Source organism: Variovorax sp. YR634 (genome assembly GCF_900106655.1).
Classification (GTDB): Bacteria; Pseudomonadota; Gammaproteobacteria; order Burkholderiales; family Burkholderiaceae_C; genus Variovorax.
Genome location: NZ_FNOL01000010.1, coordinates 133,187 through 155,154 on the forward strand (window position 1 = coordinate 133,187; position 21,968 = coordinate 155,154).

Here is a 21,968-nt window from a genome sequence, read left to right on the forward strand (position 1 = left end):
CGCCCTCTCAATCGAGGCGCTCCAGTACAGCCAGCGTGGCCGCCGACTGGTTCATCGTGTAGAAGTGCAGTGCCGGGGCGCCACCGTCGCGCAGGCGCGCGCACAGGTCGGTCACCACGTCGAGGCCGAAGGCCTTGATCGATGCCGTGTCGTCGCCGAAGCTTTGCAGACGCAGGCGGATCCAGCGCGGAATCTCGGCGCCGCAGGCGTCCGAGAAGCGCATGAGCTGCGTCGAGCTCGTGATCGGCATGATGCCCGGCACGATCGGCGTGTCGAGCCCCAGCTTGCGCGCGTCGTCGACGAAGCGGAAGTAGGCCTCGGGGCTGAAGAAGTACTGCGTGATTGCCGAATCGGCGCCCGCCTTCACCTTGGCGGCAAAGGCCTGCAGATCAGCCTCGGGCGAACGGGCCTGCGGATGGATCTCGGGGTAGCAGGCCACCTCGATGTGGAAGTCTCGGCCGGTCTCTTCGCGGATGAAGGCAACGAGGTCGCTCGCATACAGGAATTCGCCGCCGATGCCGTAGCCGCTCGGCAGGTCGCCGCGCAGGGCCACGAGGCGCTTGACGCCCATGGCCTTCAGCTCGGCGAGCTGCTCGCGCACCGTGGCGCGCGTGGCGCCAATGCACGAGAAGTGGCTCGCGGCGTCCACGCCTTCGGACAGGATCTCCTGCACCGCACCGAAAGTGCCCTGGTGCGTGGAGCCGCCCGCGCCGTACGTGACCGAGCAGAACTGCGGCTTGCGCACATACAGCTGCTGGCGCACGGCGCGCAGCTTGACCGCGCCTTCGGGCGTCTTGGTCGGGAAGAATTCGAAACTCAGCGGAAGGCGCACCTGCGTCTCCTTAGGAACCGTCGTTCGCGTCCTGGACGGCACGAACGGCGTGAATGAAAAACTCGCGGTTGCCGTCGCCTCCGGCGATCGGGCTGTCGAACCACTGCAGCACCCGCAGGCCCAGCGCCTCGCAGGCATCGTGCAGGCGCTTCTCGACCACCGCATACATCGACTCGTCGCGCACGATGCCGCCCTTGCCGACCTGGCCGGGCTGCAGTTCGAACTGCGGCTTGACCAGCATCAGCAGACGCCCGTCGTCCGCCAGAAATTCGACCACCGCCGGCAGCACCAGCGTGAGCGAAATGAACGAGAGGTCGCCAACGATCAGGTCGAAACGCGACTCGCCTTCTTCTTCCAGGTCATCGGGCGACAACGCACGCGCATTGACGCCTTCGATGGCAACCACGCGCTCGTCATCGCGCAACCGCGCATGCAGTTGCCCATGGCCGACATCGACGCCAACCACCTTCGCGGCACCACGCTGCAGCAGGCAATCGGTAAAACCGCCAGTCGACTGGCCCACGTCGAGGCACAGCTTGCCGGAAGGGTCGATGCCGCTCTCGGCCAGCGCGCCTTCGAGCTTGAGTCCGCCGCGCGACACATAGCGCGCCTCGGCCGCATCGGCCAACTCGAGCTCGGCCGACTCGGGCACGTCGTCCTTGTTCTTGACGACCGAGCGCCACGCGTCGCTCGTGCCCGCGTCGCGCCAGCGCAGGCCGCCGGCAATGAGCCGCACCGCTTGCGAACGCGACGCGGCCAGGCCGCGCTCCACCAACAGTTGATCAGCGCGCATCCGTTGTCGATCAGTAGCGGTACGTGTCCGGCTTGTACGGGCCGTTCTTGCTCACGCCGATGTAGGCGGCCTGCGCGTCGGTCAGCTCGGTGAGCATGGCGCCGACCTTCTTCAGGTGCAGGCGCGCGACCTTCTCGTCCAGGTGCTTGGGCAGCACGTAGACCTTGCCGGCCTGGTAGGCATCGGGCTTGGTGAACAGCTCGATCTGGGCGATGGTCTGGTTCGCGAACGACGACGACATCACGAAGCTCGGGTGGCCCGTGCCGCAGCCCAGGTTCACGAGGCGGCCCTTGGCCAGCAGGATGATCTTCTTGCCGTCCGGGAACTTGATGTGGTCGACCTGCGGCTTGATTTCTTCCCATTCGTACTTCTCGATCGACGCGACGTCGATCTCGTTGTCGAAGTGACCGATGTTGCAGACGATGGCCTGGTCCTTCATCTTGACCATCGTGTCGTGCGTGATGACGTCCTTGTTGCCGGTGGTCGTCACGAAGATGTCGGCCTTGTCGGCGGCATATTCCATCGTCACGACCTTGTAGCCTTCCATCGCGGCCTGCAGGGCGTTGATCGGGTCGATCTCGGTGACCCACACTTGCGCCGACAGTGCGCGCAGTGCCTGTGCCGAGCCCTTGCCCACGTCGCCGTAGCCGGCCACGCAGGCCACCTTGCCGGCGATCATCACGTCAGTGGCGCGCTTGATGCCGTCCACCAGCGATTCGCGGCAGCCGTACAGGTTGTCGAACTTGCTCTTGGTGACCGAGTCGTTCACGTTGATGGCGCGGAACAGCAGCGTGCCCTTGGCGCTCATCTCGTTCAGGCGGTGCACGCCGGTGGTGGTTTCCTCGGTCACGCCGATGATCTCGGCCGACTTGCGGGTGTACCAGGTCGAATCGACGGCCAGCTTGGCCTTGATGGCGGCGAAGAGAATGCGCTCTTCCTCGCTGCCCGGGTTGGCGAGCACGCCCAGGTCCTTCTCGGCGCGCTGGCCCAGGTGCATCAGCAGCGTGGCGTCGCCGCCGTCGTCCAGGATCATGTTCGGGCCTTCGCCCTTCGAGTCCTTGGGACCGAAGTCGAAGATGGCGTGGGTGTAGTCCCAGTAATCCTTCAGCGACTCACCCTTGATGGCGAACACCGGCGTACCTGCCGCGGCGATGGCGGCGGCGGCGTGGTCCTGCGTCGAGAAGATGTTGCACGAGGCCCAGCGCACGGTCGCGCCTAGCGCCTGCAGCGTCTCGATCAGCACGGCCGTTTGAATGGTCATGTGCAGCGAGCCCGTGATGCGCGCGCCCTTCAGAGGCTGCGCCTTCGAGAACTCTTCGCGGATGGCCATCAGGCCGGGCATCTCGGTTTCCGCGATCTTGATTTCCTTGCGGCCCCAGGCGGCGAGGGACAGGTCGGCGATCGCCTGGTCGGCGGTCGAAACGGGGGTGGGCTTGAGAACAGCGCTCATGGGAACTCCAACAAAACTGGTTTGAAAGATGCCGCTGCGTACGGGGAACGGACTCACCGCAAGAACAGCGGGTGAGCGTGGTTGCGATGTGTGGTCCGAGCCTCACGCCTGACGGCGCTGCAACGCTCCTCGGAACGGCGGATTGTAGACGGGGCAAGAGCCTGCGCCAATGCTCGGGGCTTGGCTGACATTTGTCACCCTCGGAGCGATATTGACCTCTGGTTACGATTTCCTCAGGTTTGGTTCAGCAGCCAACCGGCCTGTTGTCGAGCCTATCTGAAAACAAAAGGGCACAAAAATGAGGATGACGAGGAATCTTGCGAGTTGGTGCATGGTCGCCTTGCTGGCGGCTTGCGGGGGAGGAGGCGGCGGCTCCGGCGGCCTTTCGCTGTCGTCGGGCGGCAGCGGCAAGCCGGAGGTCGCGGCCGGCAGGACCCTGGGTGCGGACGCGCGCAACGGCAGCTATCGCGTCTACGCGGCCAATGGCACGCAACAGCAACTGGCGGTCGATTTCGACGCCGGCAGCTACACGATGACGGACAACCTCGGCCTGGCCGAGTCCGGCACTTTCAGCGAAGACTTCACCGAGCCGGGGACCTACGTCTTTGCCAGCAGTCGGATCACGACCGCAGCCAATACGTCGCGCTTCAGGGTGACGACGGACGCCATCGTCGGAGCCTTCCCGTTCCAGACCGCGTACTCGAGCCCCGCTGCGTATGCCGCGCAGCCCTTCATCGCCGCGCGCGATTTCGTGACTGACGCCGCATTGCTCGACAGCGACTACAACCGCCTCGGCATAACACGCAACGGCGCCGGCGCTTCGGACTCGCAAATCCTGTCCATGCGCGTCTCCGGCACCGGCACGACGCTCGAGATCTGTCTCGACAACGTGGTCTACCGAATCGCCTTGTGTCCCGCCACGTCGAAGCGAACCTACACAATCGCCGCAGACATCGACAGCGCGTGGGTTGCGACCAACATTGCCGATGCCGCTGACACAGTGAGGTTCCGGATGGCGCGCATCGGCGGCCAGAACGTCTATCTGGCGGCGGGCACCAGCCCGACTGCGCCGGCCACCCAGCTCTTGAGGATCGGCCTGCCCGACTCTTCGAACTGGCCCACCACCCGCGGCATCGGCGCATCGACCACGGGCAGTTGGGGCAGCAACCTGATCGACACCGCCAACTCGGTGCGCACAGCCACCAGCACGGACGGCACCTACGGCACCCTGACGATGCCGATAGGCGGCACCTTTCCGCTGCCGCCCGAAGGCATCCGCACCGTCAACAGCGGCGGCGCGAGCAGCTACTTCGCGATGCAGAACGGCCTGCTCTCGGTGGTCGTCGGTTCGCGCAACCCCAACACGCAGGGCTACATCCAGATCAACCTGCTCGATACCGGCACCGCGCCCGACGCACGCAACGGCCGCTACAAGGTCTACGCCACCAACGGCACGCGGCAGACGCTGGCGCTGAACCTCGACAGCAAGCGCTACGAGATGACCGACGAGGCCGGCACCGTCGCCTCCGGCAGCTTCGCCGAAGACGCGGCAGAAGCCGGCAGCTTCGTCTTCGACAGCAGCCGCATCACAAGCCCGGTGAACACGGCGCGCTTCCGCCTTGCGACGGACACGGTGGTCGGATCGTTCCCGTTCGCTGTCGCGCAGGTCACGCCGGTGAGCTACGGCGTGCGGCCGTTCGTGGCATCGCGTGCGCTGGTGAAGACGCAGGCAGCTCTCGACGGCGTCTACAACCGTCTGGGCATCAACCTGACGGCCACCACCGGCGATTCGTCGATCACGCAGATCCAGATCGCCAACGGAGGCGCCACGCTCTACCTGTGCAATGACAACGGGATCTACCGCATCGACAACTGCCCTGCAGCCTCCCTGCGGACCTACACCGTGTCGGCCGGCCCGACCGTCGACACCTGGCACATCGTGAGCGTGACCAATCCCTCCGACAACGGCAACTTCGGGATTGCACGCATCGGTGGCGAGAACGTCTACCTCGGGGCCGGCGTCAGCTCCTCGACGCCCACGATCTCGCAGTTCCGCATCGGCCTGCCGGAGCGCGCGACATGGCCCACCATCGCCGCACGCGGTGGCGCCACCAACGGCAGTTGGGGCGGCACGTCCATCGACGCCGTCAACTACGCCCGCGCGCAGGTGCTACCCGACGGCACCACGGCCACGCTCAGTGCGACGCTGGGTTCGATGGGCACGATCGGCCCGCTCAACATGCGCGCGGCAACGTTCGGCGGCACCGCGTTCCACTTCGCAAGCCAGAGCAGCAAGCTCTTCGCGATGGTCGGCTCGCGCAACCCGGCCACGGCCGGCGCGCTTGAAATCGGCCTGATCGACTGACGCTCCAGGCTCTTCGTAAAAAAGGCCGCACACCGCATCGCGCGGAGTGCGGCCTTTTTTCTTGCTCATTCAGGCCTAAGTCGGCGGTCTGCACGATTCGCCGCCGCGACGTACATTGGCCGGACTCCCATCGCCCCCGAAAGCCACCATGCCGATTTCCCTGTCCAACGCGTCCAAAGCCCTGCTCGCCACCACCGCCACCGCCCTTTGCCTGACCGCCGCCGTGCTGCCGGTCACCGCATCGGCGCAAAGCCCCGACACCGTACGCATCCGCGGCACCATCGTGCGCGTCGATGCCAACACCCTCGTCGTGCAGGACCGCGGCGGCGAGGTCGTCTCGCTCGCACGCCCGGCCGAGATGGCCGTGTCCGAGGTCTACCGCATCAAGCTGTCCGACATCAAGCGCGGCAGCTTCATCGGCACCGCCGCCATGCCGCAGGCCGACGGTACGCAGAAGGCGCTCGAAGTGGTGGTGTTCCCCGAGGCTGCGCGCGGCACGGGCGAAGGCCACCGCCCATGGGACCTGCTGCCCCAGAGCACCATGACCAACGCCACGGTCGCCGACCTGGCCGCGGCGCCGAAGTCGGTGCGCGGCGGCCAGCAGCTGCGGCTGACCTACAAGGGTGGCGAGAAGACCGTCATCGTGCCGCCCGATGTGCCCGTGGTCACCTTCCGCCCCGGCACCGACGCGCTGCTGGTGCCCGGCGCCCACGTGCTGGTCAATGCGCAGGAGAAGAACGGCACGCCCACGGCATTGCGCGTCACGGCCGGCCGCAACGGCTTCGCGCCGCCGATGTAAGAAGAAGCCCGGCACCCAAGGGAAATCCCGCAGGCATTTTTGTCGCTGCGGCAACCTCCGGTGCATCTGTGCGGCGTATCGTGGCGAGGGGCTTTTGCCGCCAGGCTGGTCCCTGCCATCCAACCGTTCACCGTCACAGGAGATTCCGCACCATGGCCACTGCCAAGAAAGCCGCCGCCAAGAAGACCACCGCCAGCAGCAGCACCGCCAGCGCGAAGACGGCGATGCCGACCGCCGCGGACATGCTCAATCCGCTGAAGGGCATGGCCGACAAGCTGCAGAACCTCAACCTGACCGGCGGTGCCGGCAAGCTGCTGGAGAGCGGCCGCAAGGACCTGGCGGCGCTGATGCAGGCCAACGAGAAGTCCTACCAGGGCCTGCAGACCGTCGTGCAGCGGCAGACCGAGATGATCAAGAGCGCGATTGCCGAATGGCAGACCGCCGCCAAGGCAATGCCGGGCAAGGACCCGAAGGAAAACCTGGCCAAGCTCGACGAACTCGGCCGCCAGTCTTTCCAGCGCGCCATCGACGACATCAAGGAGCTGGCCAACCTCGCCGCCAAGTCGCAGGCCGACGCCTTCGACGTGGTGCGCCAGCGCATCCAGGCCAACGTGGACGAAGTGACGAAGCTGCTGCAGCGCAAGTAAGCCGGGGCCGCAGCCATGACCGCAGTCCCGCCCCGCGTCGAGCAGCGCACGCGCGCCAACGGCATCGAGCTCGCCTGGGACAGCTTCGGCGACGCCGGTGCACCGCCGCTGCTGCTGGTCATGGGCCTCGGCGCGCAGATGGTGGCGTGGGACGACGCGTTCTGCGCCCGGCTCGCCGAAGCCGGCGGGTACCGCGTGATCCGCTTCGACAACCGCGACATCGGCCATTCGACGCATCTCTCGCACCTCGGCGTGCCCGACATCCAGGCGCTGATGGCGCAGGCGATGGCGGGCCAGCCGCTGCGAACGCCCTACAACCTGCGCGACATGGCCGCCGACTGCGTCGGGCTGCTAGACGCGCTCGGCATCGCGCGTGCCCACATCGTGGGCGCCTCGATGGGCGGCGCCATCGGGCAGGAGCTGTGCATCCACCACCCGCACCGCATGCTGTCGTTCACCAGCATCATGTCGACCACCGGCGCTCCGGGCCTGCCGCCGCCCACGCCCGAGGCGATGGCCGTGCTGTTCACGCCTTCGCCGACGACCTTCGAGGCCTACCTGCCGCACTACGCCAGGGTGTGGCGCGTGCTGCGCGGCCCGTCTGACTTTACGCTCGATGAGGCGCGCGACGCCGAAAAGGCCCAGCTCGTGTTCCTGCGCGGCCTCAACCCGGCCGGCGTGGCGCGGCAGCTCGCGGCCATCCTGGCCTCGGGCAACCGCAAGCCCGCACTGCGCGACGTGCGCGTGCCAACGCTGGTGATCCACGGCGACGCCGATCCGCTGGTGCCGGTGGCCTGCGGGGTCGACGTGGCCGATGCCATCCCGGGCGCGCAGCTGCTGCGCATTCCGCGCATGGGCCACGCGCTGCCCATTCCGATGTGGCCGCAGATCGTCGACGCCATTGCCGCGCACACGGCGCACACGGCGCGGCACCCGAACACCTGAGACGACAACAACGACAGACAAGGGAGCACCTGCCATGAACCAGTTCTCCCCGCTCGACCCGATGGCGATGTGGCGCGAGCTCACCGCCCAGTGGGAAAAGAGCACCAACGAATTCGCCAACGAGGCCATGGCCTCGGACCCCTTCCGCCAAGGCATGCACGGCGGCATGAGCGCCTCGCTCACCGCGCAGAAGGCGCTGGGCGATCTGATGGCGCGCTACCTGACGCTGCTGAACCTGCCCACGCGCGCCGACCTCCAAGTGCTGGGCGAGCAACTGCAGCGCATCGACGACCATCTCGCGCGCATCGCCCGTGCGGTGGAGGGCGGAGCCGGCCCCGCGCCAACCGCGCAAGCCGCTGCGCCGAAGCCGCGCCGCACGCGCCAGCCGCCGGCCGCAACAGCGAAGCCGGCCCGCACGCGCAAGCCAGCAGGAAAGCGCCCCACATGACCACCGCCCTCGATGCCTTCGCCCTGCCCGACATCGGCGCGGAGATCGAGCGCGCGATCCAGCGCAACATCAAGGGCCTGGACTTCCTCACCTCGGCCACGCCCACCGTCGGCCAGACGCCGAAGGACGAGATCCACCGGCGCGGTACGCTGAGCCTGTACCACTACCACCCGATGGTCGACGAGATCTACCGCGTGCCGGTGCTGATCGTCATGGCAACCACCAACCGCGGCTACATCCTCGACCTCGCTCCGGGCCAGAGCATGGTCGAGCACCTGCTGCTGCAGGGCTACGACGTCTACATGATGGACTGGAACGCGCCACGCCCCGACGAGAAGCGCCTGCGCATCGAAGACTACGTGCTCGACTTCATCCCCGATTCGCTGCGGCGCGTGCAGGAACGCTCGGGCGAGGAAGACGTCACACTCATCGGCTACTGCATGGGCGGCGTGCTCTCCACGCTCTATGCGGCGCTGCACCCCGGCGGGCCAATGAAGAACCTTGCGCTCTTCACCACGCCGATCGACTTCAGCCACATGAAGATGTTCCATGCGTGGTCGGACAAGCGCTACTTCGACGTCGACCGGCTGGTCGACACCGTGGGCAACGTGCCGCCCGAGATGCTGTTCGCCTCCTTCGACATGCTGCGCCCGGCGGGCCGCAGCGCAGGCGTGGTGCAGCTGTGGGACAACATGGACAACGACGAGTTCGTCAAGTCGTACCGCATGTTCGACCGCTGGGGCACCGAGATGCTTCCGCTGGCCGGCGAGTATTTCCGCCAGACCGTTAAGGAACTCATGTGGGGCAACAAGCTGCACAAGGGCGAACTGATGCTCGGCGGGCGCAAGGTGCTGCTGAAGAACATCAAGGTGCCGGTGCTGCACGCGCTTGCGCAGCACGACCACATCGTTCCGTATGAAGCGGGGCAGCCGCTGATTGCCGGCATCGGCTCGGCCGACAAGGAAGAAGTGGTGCTCAAGGGCGGCCACGTCAGCCTTGCCGCCGGCCCGAACGCGGTGCGCAGGCTGTGGCCCAAACTCGACGAATGGCTTGGAGTGCGATCGACATGACCATCACCGCCGTTTCCGATTCCTTTTCGCGGACCTATCCGCGCACCGTGACGAGCAGCGAAGGCAACATCGTCCTGCGCCTGATGACCGCGGACGACGCTGCCGCCGTGCTGGCCTTCGCGCAGGCACTGCCCGCGCACGACCTGCTCTTCCTGCCGCGCGACATCACCCAGCCCAAGGTGATGAACGCCTGGGTGCGTGCCATCGAGCGCGGCGACATCGACAGCGTGCTCGCGGTGCGCGAAGCCGCGGTACTTGGCTGCGCGGCGGTGATCCGCGATCCGCACTCATGGTCCAGCCACGTCGCCGAACTGCGCGTGCTGGCCGCGCCCGAGCAGCGCGGCAGCGGCCTGGGCCAGCGGCTCGCGCGCGAGGCCTGCTCGCTGGCCATCGAGCGCGGAGCGGAAAAACTCGTCGCCCGCATGACCGTCGACCAGCGCAGCGCCATCGCTGTCTTCCAGGCCCTGGGCTTTCGCCCCGAGGCGCTGCTGAGCAAGCACGTGAAGGACTGGCAGGGCGTGACGCACGACCTCGTGGTGCTGAGCCACGACGTGGCGCGGTTCGAGGCGCAGATGCGGGCGTACGGGATGAACGAAGCGCTCGGAGCCTGAAAGAAGCAGGCGTCTGCGGGGGTGCTTTGCCAGGGCCGGACGGGGCGCAAACCGCCGCCCTTCTAAAATCGCGGCATTCCCCCGCAGATTGCCCACCTTGTCTTTTGTTGCCGAAACCCGCCGCCGCCGCACCTTCGCGATCATTTCCCACCCTGACGCCGGCAAGACCACGCTGACCGAAAAGCTGCTGCTTTTCTCCGGCGCGATCCAGATCGCCGGCTCGGTGAAGGCGCGCAAGGCCTCGCGCCATGCCACCTCCGACTGGATGGAAATCGAAAAGCAGCGCGGCATCTCGGTGGCCTCGTCGGTCATGCAGATGCTGTATCGCGACCACGTCATCAACCTGCTCGACACGCCCGGCCACAAGGACTTCTCGGAAGACACCTACCGCGTGCTCACAGCCGTCGACTCGGCGCTGATGGTGATCGACGCGGCCAACGGCGTGGAAGCGCAGACGCGGCGGCTGATCGAAGTCTGCCGCCAGCGCGACACGCCCATCATCACTTTCGTCAACAAGATGGACCGCGAAGTGCGCGAGCCGCTGGACATCCTCGACGAGGTGGAGCGCGAGCTCGGCATGCCCTGCGTGCCCATGACCTGGCCCGTAGGCCAGGGCAAGACCTTCCGAGGGATCATGAACCTGCGCACGCAGGCGATGACGGTGTTCGAGTCGGGCAGCGAACGTCTGCCGCAGGACTTCGAGACCATCCCGCTGAGCGAGCGCGACACGCTCACCAAGCGCTTCGGCGCCGACTTCGAGACCGCCATGGACAGCATGGAGCTGGCCACCGGCGCATCACCCACCTGGGACCGCGAAGCCTTCCTGGCCGGCAAGCAGACACCCGTGTTCTTCGGCTCCGGCGTGAACAACTTCGGTGTGATGGAAGTGCTCGATGCACTGGTCGACCTTGCGCCATCGCCGCAGTCGCGCACCAGCACCACCATGGTCAACCGCCAGCCGGTGGTGAAGGAGATCCAGCCCGAGGACAAGGACTTCGCGGGCGTGGTCTTCAAGGTGCAGGCCAACATGGACGCCAACCACCGCGACCGCATCGCCTTCGTGCGCATGGCCTCGGGCAAGTACACGCCGGGCATGAAGCTCAAGGTGCAGCGCACCTCGAAGGAACTGCGCCCCACCAGCGTGGTGACCTTCATGAGCCAGCGCCGCGAGGCGGTGGAAGAGGCCTACGCGGGCGACATCGTGGGCTTTACCACCCACGGCGGCGTGCAGCTGGGCGACACCATCACCGACGGCGCGAGCCTGCAGTTCACCGGGCTGCCGTTCTTCGCGCCCGAGCTGTTCATGACCGTGATCCTGAAGAACCCGCTGCGCACCAAGCAGCTGCAGCAGGGCCTGGCCCAGCTCGGCGAGGAAGGTGCGATCCAGGTGTTCCGCCCCGAGGTCGGCGGCCCGATGCTGCTGGGCGCGGTCGGCCAACTGCAGTTCGAAGTGGTGCAGCACCGCCTGAAGGCCGAGTACGACGCCGACGTGCGGCTCGAAGGTTGCCAGTACACCGGTGCGCGCTGGATCACGGCTGACACGCCGGCCGAGCTGCGCGAGTTCGTCAACGCATACCCGGTGCGCATGGCCAAGGACGCGGCCGATACGCTGGCCTTCCTGTGCACCTCGCCGTACGACGTGCGGCTGGCGCAGGAGCGATTTCCGAAGATCCACTTTCATCCGCTGCGGGAGCATGCGGGGTTGGCGCTGCAGAGCGCCGGTTGATGGCGCGCTAGCTGCCCGTCGAGGCGTAGTGGCGCAACCCGAAGCGCCAAGCCCCGAACGCCGCCGCGAGAAACACGAATCCCGCGAGCGGCGACACCATGCCCACCCACCCGGGCGCCCCCAGCGGATCGGCCTTGCCCAGAATTGCCAGCAGCGGGTAATACGCCACGCAGGCCAGCGGCACGATGAAGGTCAGCACGCGGCGGAACCACTGCGCATACAGCGCCAACGGATACTGCGCCGCCTGCACGCCGCCATAAGTCAGCACATTGGCGATCTCCAGGCTCTCGACGGTCCAGAACGACAGCGTGCCCTGCAGCACCAGGATGCCGAGGAACAGCGCGACGCCGCCGGCAACGGCGAACAGGGCGATCGCCACCGTGGCCGGAGTCCATGCGATGGCCGCCTGATGCGTGGCGAACACGATCACCGCCAGACCCTGCAACAAGCGCCCTGCGCGGCTGATGCGGAAGTCGTTGCCCATCAGTTGCAGCGCCAGCGAACGCGGGCGCAGCAGCAGGCGGTCGAAGGCACCTGTGCGCAGGAACTCCGTGCCGAGCACGTCGAAGCCTCGGCCGAGCGCATCGGCGAGCGCGAACATGCAGTTCACCAGCCCGTAGAACAGCGCCACCTCGCCGATGCGCCAGCCCTGCACGTCGCCGAAGCGATGGAACAGCGCCCAGACGGCGACCACCTCGATGCCGGAGCCGAGGAACTGGCCGACGGTCAGCATCAGCGCCGAGGCCGGATAGCGCGCCTGCCCGCCGATGGACGCGCCGACCAAGCGGAAGAAAAGCGGAAGCGATCCCATCGCGTTCACCCGCCCTGCACCTGCAGGCCGCGCATGGTGCGGCCCATGGCGAAATGGCCGAAGGCCACGAGCACCGCGATCCAGAAAGCCTGCAGCCCCAAGCCGCCGACGGCCTGCCACCCCTGCAGCTGCCCGAAGTACAGGCGAGCCGGAATGTCCATCAAACCGGCCAGCGGCTGGATCAGCAGCGCGGTCTGCCAGCCATCGGGCAGCATCGCTAGCGGCAACAGGTTGCCCGAGAGCACGATGACCACCGGCGTGGCCACCGCGCTGATGCCGCGTTCGTTGAGCGCGGCGGTGGCGGCCACATTCAGAAGCATCACCATCGACGTCGAAAGCAGCAGTGCGAGCACGGCCGACAGCATGAATGCGAGCCCCGCCGCCACGCCCGCCGGCAGTTGCCAGGCCCACTCGCCGAGGCCGGCCAGCGGCAGCACGACCATCGCGAACGCAGCCATCAGCGCCACGCGCGGCAGCACGCGCGCCGCGATCCAGCCGGCGCTGCGCGCGAACCACAGCGCATAGGCATCGACGGGCCGCAGCCGGTCGTAGGCGACGGCGCCGGTCCGCACCGCCTGCCCCACTTCCGGATCGCCCAGCCAGGGCAGCAGCACGAGCAGCCCCTGCGCGAGCCACGTGTATGTGACGGCCTGCGCGAGCGACATCGAGTTGCTCGCATCCGTGGTGGCCGCGTGGCCGTAGAAGGCCGCGAACACCATCACCTTGATGCCGCCCCACCAGCACTGCGTGGCGAAGCCGGCGAGCGCGGCGGTGCGGTACTGCAGCATCTGCAGGAAGCGCGACGCGAAGGCCGCGAAGTAGGGCCTCGCAAGATCGCGCGGGCTGGTCGCCGTCATGCCTCGGCCGCTCCATGCATGGCATAGAAGCGCGCGATAACGGCTTCGATCGCCAGCCCTTCGAGGCGGATGTCTTCCACCGCGTGCGCAGCGGCGATGCGCGCGATCAGCGCGGGCGCGGCGGTCTGCGCCGGGTCGAAGTCGAGCACCAGTGTCTGTCCGTCGCGCGAATGCACGCGTGCGCCGGCCACTTCCACGGGCAGCTCGGCGTCCTGCGCAAAGTCGACCACCAGCCGGCGTTCGGCCATCACCTGCGCGCGCAGCGCCTCCACCGGGCTGTCGGCCAGCACGCGGCCGTGGCCGATGACGATCACGCGGCGGGCCAGCGCCTCGATGTCATGCATGTCGTGCGTGGTCAGCAGCACGGTGGTGCCGCGCTCGCGGTTGGCGCGGCGCACGAAGTCGCGCACGGCGAGTTTCGACGGCGCATCGAGACCGATGGTCGGCTCGTCGAGAAAAAGAATGTCGGGTTCGTGCAACAGCGCCGCAGCAATTTCTGCGCGCATGCGCTGGCCCAGCGAGAGCTGGCGCACCGGCTGGTCGAGCACACGCTCCAGATGCAGCAGCGCGACCAGCTCGTCGCGTGTGCGGCGATAGCGCACCGGGTCCACGCGGTAGATGTCGCGCAGCAGGTCGAAGCCATCGCCCACGGGCAGGTCCCACCACAGCTGCGTGCGCTGGCCGAAGACCACTCCGATGCGCGCCACGTGCCGCTCGCGGTCTGCAAACGGGTCGCGCCCGTCGATTTCCACGCGCCCGCCGTCGGGCCGCAGGATGCCCGAGAGGATCTTGATCGTGGTCGACTTGCCCGCGCCGTTCGGCCCGATGAAGCCGAGCAGCTCGCCGCGCTCGAGCGAGAACGAGACGCCCGACAGCGCCTCAACCGTGCGATGGCGGCGCTGCACGAGCCCGCGCAGCGCGCCCATCACGCCCGGGTCGCGCTCGGAGATTCGGTAGGTCTTGCGGAGGTGGTCGACGAGGATGTGAGGCATGAAGGGCGCCGCGCCGGCCTCGATGGCGCGGCGGGGGCGGGATGCTACACGAAGAAGGCACAAGTACGATCACCGACTCCCCCCAACATTCCTCGCCATGCCCTCGCTGCCCGCCTCGCCCCACCACCTGTTGCCGCTGACCCGCTGGGAGGCGACGGCACGCAGCGCGCTCGTCGGCGTCTTCACCGACATCGACGACACGCTGACCCACGACGGCGCGATCACGCCCGATGCGCTGCAGGCGCTGGGCGATCTCAAGGCCGCGGGGCTGTCGGTGGTGGCAATCACCGGCCGGCCGGTGGGCTGGAGCCTGCCCTTCGTCAATGCGTGGCCCGTCGATGCCATCGTGGCGGAGAACGGTGCAGTGGCGCTGCTGCCCGCGGCCGGCGGCCGGGTCTGGAAGCGCTACCAGCAGGATGCGACCACCCGCGCCGCCAACTTCGCGCGCATGCAGACCGTGCTGGCGCGCATCGAGCGCGAATTTCCGGGCGTCGGGCGCGCCACCGATTCGCCGGGGCGCGAGACCGACATCGCCATCGACCACAGCGAGTTCGTGCAACTCGGCGACGCCACCATCGCGCAGGTGGTGGCGCTGATGCGCGGCGAGGGCATGCACGCAACCGTGAGCAGCATCCACATCAACGGCTGGTACGGCGACAACGACAAGCTCGAAGGCGCGCGCTGGATCGTGCGCGAGCTGTGGGGCCGCACGCTCGACGACGAAATGGACCGCTGGGCCTACGTGGGCGACTCCACCAACGACCAGCTGATGTTTCGCACCTTCGCGCACAGCATCGGCGTGGCGAACGTCGCGCGCTTCGTACCGCAGCTGGAGCACCTGCCGCGCTACGTGACGCAGGGCGAGCGCGGCTCGGGGTTTGCCGAGGCGGCGCGCGCCGTGCTGTCGGCACGAATGCAACAAGGAAATAAAAAAAGCCCGCACGAGGCGGGCTAAAAGGATCGGTCTGAAGACCCTTGGAGAAAACTCGAGAGGACTGACTACCCGGCTCAGAACGCGTGGCGAATGCCGAACTCGTAGCCCATCGACGACTTGGGCTGCAGCGCGGCCCGGTTGAACGCGACGACATACGACGGGCCGGCGCCGACCGTGTTGCCCGCGCCGTTCTTGTTGCTGACGCGCGCGATCGTTCCGTAGAGCGCGGTGCGCTTCGACAGGTTGTGCACGTAGCCCAGTGCGAGCTTGTTGGACTTCGGATCGGGGGCGTTCACGACGCCGAGAACCGGCACGCGGTTGAAGTCGTACTTGACCTGCGAGTACGAAGCACGGATCTGGCCCGGGCCGATCGGCACGGTCACGCCGATCAGGTAGCCGGTCAGGTCCACGTCCGGCACACGGGTGAAGACATTCAGCGGGTCGCGCTGGTCCTTCGAACGCGAGTACTCGCCGAACAGCTTGGCCACGCCGAAGTCGTAGGTCGCGCCGAGGTTGAAGGTCTTGATCTTGCCCGGGCGCGCCACGGCCGCGGCGCCGGAGCCGGTCGTGAAGCTCGTGTCGTTCTGCGCGTAGCTGGCGGCCACGTCGAGCGGACCGGCTGCATAGCCGACGCGCCCGCCAATGTGGCGGCCGGTGTTGGTCTTGTCGGCGCCGGCCACGGAGTCCGGCGAGGTGCGGGTGAGCTCATGCAGGCTGTAGCCCACGTTGCCGTAGAAGCCGCCCAGGTTGCGCGGCAGGAAGTACTGCACCATGTTGCCGGCGCGCTTGTACGTGCTGTTGCTGCCGTAGCCGGTGCCCGACACGCTGGTTTCGTTGGCGTCGATGATCAGCGAGCCGCCGATGCCGGTGTCGGCGAACGGATCGAACTGCTCTTCGTTCAGCACGGTGGCGGTCTTGTCACGGCCGAGGCGGATTTCGCCGAAGCTGCCGGCAAGGCTCACCGTCGAGCGGCGGCTGAAATTGCTGAGGCCAGTGGCGCCGTCGTCGTTGGTGATCGGGGACTCGAGCCAGAAGCTGGCCGACAGGCCGCCGCCCAGGTCCTCCACGCCGCGGAAGCCGAGGCGGCTGGAGCTCAGGCCCGAATTGGCCAGTTCGGTGCGGCTGGCCTTCACGCTGTAGAAGGGGCCGAAGGGGTTCGTCGACTCGCTCTTGTTCGATACGTTGCGGTAGGCGGCGTCGACCACGCCGAACAGCGTTACGGTCGATTGCGCCGACGCGGCACCACAAGCCGCAAGGGCGGCCAGAACAAGCAGGGATTTTTTCATTCGTATCACTCCAGGATGGGGAATTCGCCGCTCCGTATCGGGCGACAGTTAAGAAGTCCGGGCCTTTGCGCCACAGGACTGCATCCGAGTGTTTCTTCGCTAGAAGACGAATGAATTACATAGGGTTAACGCTTGATTGACGAAGGGGTACCGCACTTGACATGTGTGAGCTGCGCGCCATTGCGCGTCAATGCGCGCCACGGCGCAACACCGACCACTGGTTCCAGACGCCGAAAGCAGCGATCAGCAGCAGCACCGCCGCATAGCCTTCCGTCGTGTTCAGCAACCCCAGCGGCGCCACCAGGAAGCCCGCCAGCATCGCGGGCAGGCTGAACGCGAGATAGCTCACGACGAAGATCGCCGCGAACAGTTCGCCGCGCTCGTGCGATTGCGCCAGTGGCGCCAGCGTTTGCACCAGCGCCGAGAACGCACCGCCGAAGCCGATGCCCGCCACCGCGGTGCCGACGAAGAACAGCGCGAGCGAACGGGTGGTAAGCGAGGCGAGCAGCAGCCCCAGCCCGACTGCGATGCTGGCCATGCCGAGGATGGCTGGACGAGGTGCAGCGAATCGGCCGAGCAACGTAGGCGCGATCGCGCCCATGCCGGAGAGCACCGCCACCGTGAGGCCGTTGACCACGCCGTTGTCGATGCCGAAAACATGCAGCATCAACGACGGCGCGAGCGACAGATACAGCCCGCCGAGCGCCCACACCACGACGAACACCGGCAGCCCGCGCACGAACTCGGCCCGTGCGCGCACGGGAATCGACACGCGCGGCACCAGCGAGGCCAGCGTACCGGCGCGCGGCGTGACGGTTTCGGGCATCCACAGCACCACCGCCGCACCCAGCGCAAACACCGCGGCCAGCACGCCGAAAACCAGCATCACCGGCTGAACCGAGAACTTCACCGCCACACCCGTCAGCAATGCGCCCAACGCCAGGCCGGCCAGCGGAGACACGCTCGTGATCAGCGCCCCCAGCCGCTTGCGCGAAGCCGGCGCAGCCTCGACCACCGCCGCGCTCAGCGCGCCGCTCGCGATGCCCGTGGCCACGCCCTGCACCACGCGAGCGACGATCAGCCCGCCGATGCCGTGCGCCAGCAGGAAGAGCCCCATCGCCACCGCCTGCAGCACCAGCGCCGCCAGCACCACGGGCCGCCGGCCGATGTGGTCAGACAGCGAACCCGCCACCAGCAGCGAGATCAGCAACGCAATCGCGTAGATCGCAAAAGCCACCGTGAGCAGCGATGACGAGAAGTGCCAGGCGTGCTGGAACACCACGAACAGCGGCGACGGTGCAGCCGCCGCGAAGAAGAAGGCGAACAGCACGGCGGCCAGCAACGGAAAAGCCGCGCGTGCCGGCAGGCGCCAGGGCTTGGCGCGGGCGGTGAGGTCGGAGGTGCTGACCGCAAGGTCGGGGCAGGTGGATGGCATGGCGAATCCTTAACGCAACTTTTTTTGCTTTTGTGATTCTAGACCTGGGAATCAACTAAAGCAAATATCTTTGCGTTAAAGTCCAGCCATGAACGACATCGCCCTTCCCCACAAACGTCCCGGTGGCCGCAGCGCGCAAGTGCAGGCGCTGGTGCGCACCGCCCTCGAAGAACTCGTGGCCGAACAGGGGCGGGAGCGTGTAACGGTGCCGGCAGTGGCCGAGCGCGCGGGCGTCAGCGCCTCCAGCATCTACCGGCGCTGGGGCGATCTGCAGGGGTTATTGGCGGAGACGGCCACCCACCGGCTGGACCCGAACCGCCCACTGCCAGACACCGGCGCGCTACGGGCCGACCTCGAAGCCTGGGCGCGCGAACTCATCGAGCACCTGGCCAAGCCGTGCAACACCTCGCTGCTGAAAGCCGCGGCCGCGCTGGCCAACGGGGATTCGGACACCGACTGCCTGCGCAACCGCCGCAAGGAGGCGCTGACGCTGGTCGAGCAGGCACGCGCTCGTGGCGAGCACGCACCGGAGCCGCAGCAGGTGATCGATCACCTGATTGCGCCGATCGTGTTTCGCCTTGTGTTTGGGGCGGATCCAGTGAAGCCGGAGTTGGCGGCGCGGCTGGTGGACGAGCTGTTCGTGCTCAGTTCGTCTTGACTTCCTTCGCCAACCCCAGCTTGTCGATGATCACCTTCTCCCGCACCACCGTCTCCTGCGCAAACTTGGTGTACGTCGCCGAGCTCATGTAGTTCGGCAGCATGTCGTAGCGCCCGAGCGCGGTCACGTAGCTCGGCTCTTCCATCGCCTGCTTGAACGCGTCGTGCAGCTTCTTCACCACCTCGGGCGGCGTGCCCTTGGGCGCGCCGATGCCGAAGGGCGAGTTCTGCACCACGTCGTAGCCCAGTTCCTTCAGCGTGGGCGCGTCGGGGAACTTGGCCAGGCGCTTCTCGCCCCAGGTGTTCAGCACGCGCAGCTTGCCCGCCTCGACCTGAGGCGCGAAGCCGGTGCTGTCGGCGGCGGCCATCAGTTGGCCGCTGACCACCGCGAGCATCAGGTCGGCGCTGCCCTTGTAGGGCACGTGCTGCAGCTCGATGCCGGCCTTCTGCGCGACGATCTCGGTCGTCAGGTGCGGGCTGGTCAGCGTGCCGGTGGAGCCGTAGGTGAGCTTGCCGGGGTTGGCCTTGGCGTAGGCAACGAAGTCGGCCCAGGTCTTGAAGGGGCTGTTGGCCGGCACCACGATGCCGAAGGCGTAGCCCGTGACGTTGATGACGTACGTGATGTCCTTCAGCGGGTCCCAGTTGATCTTGGTGGTGTAGCCCAGGCGGAACACGCCGAGCGGGATCTGCGCGACGGTGTAGCCGTCGGGCTGCGAGGTCTGCAGCGCCTGCGCGGGCAGCGTGCCGCCCGCGCCGGGCTTGTTGTCGATGATCACCGGCTGGCCGAGGATCTTGCTCGCGTTCTCCGCAAGCTGGCGCATGGTGATGTCGGTCGGGCCGCCGGCCGGGAAGGCGATCACCAGCTTGATGGGCTTGGCGGGAAAGCTCTGCGCGAACGCCGCCATGGGAGAAACAAGGCCGCAAGCGGCAAGCGCGACGGCGGCGCGGAGAAATGTGGTGCGGCGGAGCATGGCTGACTGGATCCTGACTTTGAAAGCGCCGATTGGGCCCCGCCCCGTTGGGGAAGGCAATCGGGGCTCCCCTGATTTCCCGGGGAAAACAGGGCCATTCGCGGCATCCGAGTCGCCTGCGCGTCAGCGCAGCACTGGCCGGCTACGCCTGCCCGAAACCTTCGAGCACGTTCACCGCATTCACCCCCACTTCAGCCACCGCATAGCCGCCCTCGAAGACGAACACCGTCGGCAGCCCCGCGCGCGCCAGGTCTTCGCCCATGCGCAGGTAGTCGTCGCTCTTGAGCTTGAAGCCCGAGATCGGGTCGCCCTCGAAGGTGTCGACGCCGAGCGAGACCACGAGCGCGCCGGCCTTCACCGCGGCGATGCGGTCGAGCGCGGTCTTCAGCGCCGCGCGCCAGGCGGCGAAGTCCGTGCCGCGCGGCAGCGGCAGGTTGTGGTTGAAGCCCTCGCCCTGCCCCGCGCCGCGCTCGTCGGCATGGCCCAGGTAATACGGGTAGTCGGTCAGCGGGTCGCCGTGCAGGCTCGCGAAGTGCACGTCGCTGCGCTCATAGAAGATGGCCTGCGTGCCGTTGCCGTGGTGGTAGTCCACGTCGAGCACGGCCACGCGTTCGACGCCCGCGTCGCGCAGCGCCTGCGCCGCGACGGCGGCGTTGTTGAGGAAGCAGTAGCCGCCGAAGAAATCGGCGCCGGCATGGTGGCCCGGCGGCCGCGAGAGCGAGAAGGCAGCGCGCTCGCCGCCAATGACGCGCTGCGCCGCGGTCCACGCACAGGCCGCGCCATGCCGCGCCGCCGCCCAGCTGCCTGCCATCAGCGGCGTGCCCGCATCGAACGAGAACAGCCCCATGCGCGCCGGAAAGCTCTTCGGCAGCACGTCGGTGCGCATGCCGCGCGTGGGCCAGTACGAAGGCAGCGCATCACGCGAGACGTTGGTCGGGTCCAGCGCGACCCACTCGTCCCATGCATGCGCGATGAAGTCCAGGTAGCGCGGTGCATGCACCTTGGCCAGCAGCGCCTCGTCGAATGCATCGGGTGCCTGCAGCGTGCCGAAGCCCCTGCGCTCCAGCTCATGCTTCACATGATCGACGCGGGCGGGCACCTCGAAGCACGGCACGAGTTCGCCGCGGAACATCTCGACTTTGCCCTGGTGAAGAACGTGCTGGTCGTTGTAGATGGTGAGCATGGAGAAAAGCAGGATCGGCGGTGATGAAGCCGCCCATCATGCCGCACGCCGCAGCACCGCCCGTCGCCGGCCCGAGGCCGTGAGGCCGAACAGGTCCTTCGGGTCGTCGAGCTCGGGCACCAGCGCGATCTGCTGGCCGATGCCGCGCTCCGTGGCAAGGCGCTGGATGTAGCGCAGCGCCGTGTAGTCCTCCAGCGCGAAGCCCACCGAATCGAACAGCGTGACTTGTGCGGGGGTCTCGCGGCCGGGCACTTCGCCGAGCAGCACGCGCCACAGTTCGTGCACCGGGAAGTCGGCGGGCATCTGCTGGATCTCGCCCTCGACGCGGGTCTGCGGCTCGTACTCGACGAACACGCGCGCCTTGCGCAGCACGTCGGGGTGCAGCTCGGTCTTGCCGGGCGAATCGCCGCCCACGGCGTTGATGTGCATGCCCGGCTCGATCATGTCGGGCGTGAGCACGGTCGCGCGCCCCTGGCAGGCGGTAACGGTGGTGACGATGTCGGCGCCGCGCACCGCATCGGCCACGGAGTGCGCGCGCACGATGTCCAGCGACGTGCAGGCCGACAGGTGGCGCACCAGCTTGTCGGTGGCGTGCGGGTCGGTGTCGAACACGCGCACTTCCTCGATGCCGAGCAGCGCATGGAAGGCCAGCGCCTGGAATTCGCTCTGCGAGCCGTTGCCGATCAGCGCGAGGCTGCGCGAATCGGGCCGCGCCAAGGCCTGCGCCGCCATCGCCGAGGTAGCAGCCGTGCGCAACGCGGTGGTGAGCGTAAGTTCTGACAGCAGCACCGGATAGCCCGTATCGACTTCCGCCAGCACGCCGAAAGCCATGACTGTCGGCAGCCCGACCTGCGTGTTGTGCGGATGCCCGTTGACGTACTTGAAGGCATAGGCGCCGTCGTCGGCCACGGGCATCAGCTCGATCACGCCCAGGTGCGAATGGCTGGCCACGCGCGCCTTCTTGTCGAACTCGCGCCACCGCAGGAAGTCGTCGCGCAGCGCGTCGGCCAGCGCGGTGAGGAACTGGGGAATGCCGGTCTCGTCCACCAGGCGGACCAGGCTGTGAACATCGATGAAGCGGGTCATGGCGCGGCTCCTTGCGTAGCCCCCGGCACGGCGCTTCATCCCCTCACATGTTCACTCCACCATGGCTGAT

Annotated in this window: 21 protein-coding genes and 1 riboswitch; of the genes, 10 read left to right on the top strand and 11 right to left on the bottom strand. The window is 67.5% G+C overall.

The window, feature by feature from the left end:
* Positions 1-7 precede the first annotated feature (7 nt).
* Genes metF through ahcY form a run of 3 tightly spaced genes read right to left on the bottom strand, consistent with a single transcriptional unit; the run spans position 8 to position 3,075 of the window.
* Entirely contained in the window at positions 8-832 is an 825-nt protein-coding gene (gene metF / locus BLV60_RS18390; protein WP_093056701.1) for a methylenetetrahydrofolate reductase [NAD(P)H], read from the bottom strand.
* Between the two features lie 10 nt (positions 833-842).
* Complete coding sequence (locus BLV60_RS18395; RefSeq protein ID WP_093056702.1) at positions 843-1,625, bottom strand: TlyA family RNA methyltransferase; 783 nt, start codon at positions 1,623-1,625, stop codon at positions 843-845.
* Between the two features lie 10 nt (positions 1,626-1,635).
* A complete protein-coding gene (gene ahcY, locus BLV60_RS18400) occupies positions 1,636-3,075 on the bottom strand; it encodes an adenosylhomocysteinase (protein ID WP_093056703.1) in 1,440 nt (479 codons plus the stop codon).
* Between the two features lie 66 nt (positions 3,076-3,141).
* Positions 3,142-3,212: riboswitch (S-adenosyl-L-homocysteine riboswitch) on the bottom strand.
* 194 nt (positions 3,213-3,406) lie between these two features.
* Here ahcY and BLV60_RS18405 point away from each other — a divergent pair.
* From BLV60_RS18405 to BLV60_RS18440, 8 genes are all read left to right on the top strand, one after another.
* Positions 3,407-5,440, top strand: coding sequence for a hypothetical protein (locus BLV60_RS18405; protein WP_093056704.1), 2,034 nt, complete (start codon positions 3,407-3,409; stop codon positions 5,438-5,440).
* A gap of 148 nt (positions 5,441-5,588) precedes the next feature.
* On the top strand, positions 5,589-6,239 hold the full coding sequence (locus BLV60_RS18410) for a hypothetical protein (RefSeq protein ID WP_093056705.1): 651 nt from the start codon (positions 5,589-5,591) through the stop codon (positions 6,237-6,239).
* 152 nt (positions 6,240-6,391) lie between these two features.
* On the top strand, positions 6,392-6,886 hold the full coding sequence (phaP, locus tag BLV60_RS18415) for a TIGR01841 family phasin (RefSeq protein WP_093056706.1): 495 nt from the start codon (positions 6,392-6,394) through the stop codon (positions 6,884-6,886).
* Positions 6,887-6,901: 15 nt separating this feature from the next.
* On the top strand, positions 6,902-7,831 hold the full coding sequence (locus BLV60_RS18420; RefSeq protein ID WP_093056707.1) for an alpha/beta fold hydrolase: 930 nt from the start codon (positions 6,902-6,904) through the stop codon (positions 7,829-7,831).
* A gap of 34 nt (positions 7,832-7,865) precedes the next feature.
* On the top strand, positions 7,866-8,279 hold the full coding sequence (locus BLV60_RS18425; protein ID WP_093056708.1) for a hypothetical protein: 414 nt from the start codon (positions 7,866-7,868) through the stop codon (positions 8,277-8,279).
* Complete coding sequence (locus tag BLV60_RS18430) at positions 8,276-9,349, top strand: alpha/beta fold hydrolase (RefSeq protein WP_093056709.1); 1,074 nt, start codon at positions 8,276-8,278, stop codon at positions 9,347-9,349. The genes BLV60_RS18425 and BLV60_RS18430 overlap by 4 nt, the downstream gene beginning before the upstream one ends.
* Positions 9,346-9,960, top strand: a complete 615-nt coding sequence (locus BLV60_RS18435; RefSeq protein ID WP_093056710.1) for a GNAT family N-acetyltransferase — start codon at positions 9,346-9,348, stop codon at positions 9,958-9,960. Before BLV60_RS18430 ends, BLV60_RS18435 begins: the two co-directional genes overlap by 4 nt.
* A gap of 97 nt (positions 9,961-10,057) precedes the next feature.
* Positions 10,058-11,686 (top strand): peptide chain release factor 3, encoded by a 1,629-nt coding sequence (locus BLV60_RS18440; protein ID WP_093056711.1) that lies wholly within the window; start codon positions 10,058-10,060, stop codon positions 11,684-11,686.
* A gap of 7 nt (positions 11,687-11,693) precedes the next feature.
* Here BLV60_RS18440 and BLV60_RS18445 read toward each other — a convergent pair whose 3' ends face one another.
* From BLV60_RS18445 to BLV60_RS18455, 3 genes are read right to left on the bottom strand one after another with little or no spacing between them, the layout of a single operon-like run.
* On the bottom strand, positions 11,694-12,497 hold the full coding sequence (locus tag BLV60_RS18445; protein ID WP_093056712.1) for an ABC transporter permease: 804 nt from the start codon (positions 12,495-12,497) through the stop codon (positions 11,694-11,696).
* A 5-nt stretch (positions 12,498-12,502) separates the two neighbouring features.
* Entirely contained in the window at positions 12,503-13,354 is an 852-nt protein-coding gene (locus BLV60_RS18450; protein WP_093056713.1) for an ABC transporter permease, read from the bottom strand.
* The gene (locus BLV60_RS18455) at positions 13,351-14,346 is read right to left on the bottom strand and encodes an ABC transporter ATP-binding protein (protein ID WP_093056714.1); all 996 of its coding nucleotides are present in this window, start codon (positions 14,344-14,346) and stop codon (positions 13,351-13,353) included. Before BLV60_RS18455 ends, BLV60_RS18450 begins: the two co-directional genes overlap by 4 nt.
* A gap of 97 nt (positions 14,347-14,443) precedes the next feature.
* On the opposite strand from BLV60_RS18455, the gene BLV60_RS18460 reads away from it, so the two are divergent.
* Positions 14,444-15,301 carry an HAD-IIB family hydrolase gene (locus tag BLV60_RS18460; RefSeq protein ID WP_093056715.1) on the top strand — a complete coding sequence of 286 codons (858 nt, stop codon included), beginning with the start codon at positions 14,444-14,446 and terminating at the stop codon, positions 15,299-15,301.
* Between the two features lie 53 nt (positions 15,302-15,354).
* Here the strand turns inward: BLV60_RS18460 and BLV60_RS18465 are convergent, their stop codons facing one another.
* Together BLV60_RS18465 and BLV60_RS18470 are read right to left on the bottom strand one after the other, a co-directional pair.
* Complete coding sequence (locus tag BLV60_RS18465; protein ID WP_093056716.1) at positions 15,355-16,566, bottom strand: porin; 1,212 nt, start codon at positions 16,564-16,566, stop codon at positions 15,355-15,357.
* 187 nt (positions 16,567-16,753) lie between these two features.
* Positions 16,754-18,001 (bottom strand): MFS transporter, encoded by a 1,248-nt coding sequence (locus BLV60_RS18470; protein ID WP_093056717.1) that lies wholly within the window; start codon positions 17,999-18,001, stop codon positions 16,754-16,756.
* A gap of 88 nt (positions 18,002-18,089) precedes the next feature.
* Here BLV60_RS18470 and BLV60_RS18475 point away from each other — a divergent pair, with 88 nt between their 5' ends.
* Positions 18,090-18,659 carry a TetR/AcrR family transcriptional regulator gene (locus tag BLV60_RS18475; protein WP_093056718.1) on the top strand — a complete coding sequence of 190 codons (570 nt, stop codon included), beginning with the start codon at positions 18,090-18,092 and terminating at the stop codon, positions 18,657-18,659.
* On the opposite strand, the gene BLV60_RS18480 is transcribed toward BLV60_RS18475, so the two are convergent.
* The 3 genes from BLV60_RS18480 to BLV60_RS18490 form a co-directional block, all read right to left on the bottom strand.
* Positions 18,646-19,629, bottom strand: a complete 984-nt coding sequence (locus tag BLV60_RS18480) for a Bug family tripartite tricarboxylate transporter substrate binding protein (RefSeq protein WP_093056719.1) — start codon at positions 19,627-19,629, stop codon at positions 18,646-18,648. The two genes, BLV60_RS18475 and BLV60_RS18480, sit on opposite strands and share 14 nt — an antisense overlap.
* A gap of 142 nt (positions 19,630-19,771) precedes the next feature.
* Positions 19,772-20,812 carry a histone deacetylase family protein gene (locus tag BLV60_RS18485; protein ID WP_176928824.1) on the bottom strand — a complete coding sequence of 347 codons (1,041 nt, stop codon included), beginning with the start codon at positions 20,810-20,812 and terminating at the stop codon, positions 19,772-19,774.
* A 36-nt stretch (positions 20,813-20,848) separates the two neighbouring features.
* The gene (locus BLV60_RS18490) at positions 20,849-21,898 is read right to left on the bottom strand and encodes an ornithine cyclodeaminase (RefSeq protein WP_093056783.1); all 1,050 of its coding nucleotides are present in this window, start codon (positions 21,896-21,898) and stop codon (positions 20,849-20,851) included.
* Positions 21,899-21,968 lie beyond the last annotated feature (70 nt).

Coding starts and splice junctions, on each gene's coding strand:
- BLV60_RS18395 (WP_093056702.1), bottom strand. CDS start 1,625: ATGCGCGCTGATCAACTGTTGGTGGAGCGCGGCCTGGCCGCGTCGCGT.
- ahcY (WP_093056703.1), bottom strand. CDS start 3,075: ATGAGCGCTGTTCTCAAGCCCACCCCCGTTTCGACCGCCGACCAGGCG.
- BLV60_RS18405 (WP_093056704.1), top strand. CDS start 3,407: ATGGTCGCCTTGCTGGCGGCTTGCGGGGGAGGAGGCGGCGGCTCCGGC.
- BLV60_RS18410 (WP_093056705.1), top strand. CDS start 5,589: ATGCCGATTTCCCTGTCCAACGCGTCCAAAGCCCTGCTCGCCACCACC.
- phaP (WP_093056706.1), top strand. CDS start 6,392: ATGGCCACTGCCAAGAAAGCCGCCGCCAAGAAGACCACCGCCAGCAGC.
- BLV60_RS18420 (WP_093056707.1), top strand. CDS start 6,902: ATGACCGCAGTCCCGCCCCGCGTCGAGCAGCGCACGCGCGCCAACGGC.
- BLV60_RS18425 (WP_093056708.1), top strand. CDS start 7,866: ATGAACCAGTTCTCCCCGCTCGACCCGATGGCGATGTGGCGCGAGCTC.
- BLV60_RS18430 (WP_093056709.1), top strand. CDS start 8,276: ATGACCACCGCCCTCGATGCCTTCGCCCTGCCCGACATCGGCGCGGAG.
- BLV60_RS18435 (WP_093056710.1), top strand. CDS start 9,346: ATGACCATCACCGCCGTTTCCGATTCCTTTTCGCGGACCTATCCGCGC.
- BLV60_RS18445 (WP_093056712.1), bottom strand. CDS start 12,497: ATGGGATCGCTTCCGCTTTTCTTCCGCTTGGTCGGCGCGTCCATCGGC.
- BLV60_RS18450 (WP_093056713.1), bottom strand. CDS start 13,354: ATGACGGCGACCAGCCCGCGCGATCTTGCGAGGCCCTACTTCGCGGCC.
- BLV60_RS18455 (WP_093056714.1), bottom strand. CDS start 14,346: ATGCCTCACATCCTCGTCGACCACCTCCGCAAGACCTACCGAATCTCC.
- BLV60_RS18460 (WP_093056715.1), top strand. CDS start 14,444: ATGCCCTCGCTGCCCGCCTCGCCCCACCACCTGTTGCCGCTGACCCGC.
- BLV60_RS18465 (WP_093056716.1), bottom strand. CDS start 16,566: ATGAAAAAATCCCTGCTTGTTCTGGCCGCCCTTGCGGCTTGTGGTGCC.
- BLV60_RS18470 (WP_093056717.1), bottom strand. CDS start 18,001: ATGCCATCCACCTGCCCCGACCTTGCGGTCAGCACCTCCGACCTCACC.
- BLV60_RS18475 (WP_093056718.1), top strand. CDS start 18,090: ATGAACGACATCGCCCTTCCCCACAAACGTCCCGGTGGCCGCAGCGCG.
- BLV60_RS18480 (WP_093056719.1), bottom strand. CDS start 19,629: ATGCTCCGCCGCACCACATTTCTCCGCGCCGCCGTCGCGCTTGCCGCT.
- BLV60_RS18485 (WP_176928824.1), bottom strand. CDS start 20,812: ATGCTCACCATCTACAACGACCAGCACGTTCTTCACCAGGGCAAAGTC.
- BLV60_RS18490 (WP_093056783.1), bottom strand. CDS start 21,898: ATGACCCGCTTCATCGATGTTCACAGCCTGGTCCGCCTGGTGGACGAG.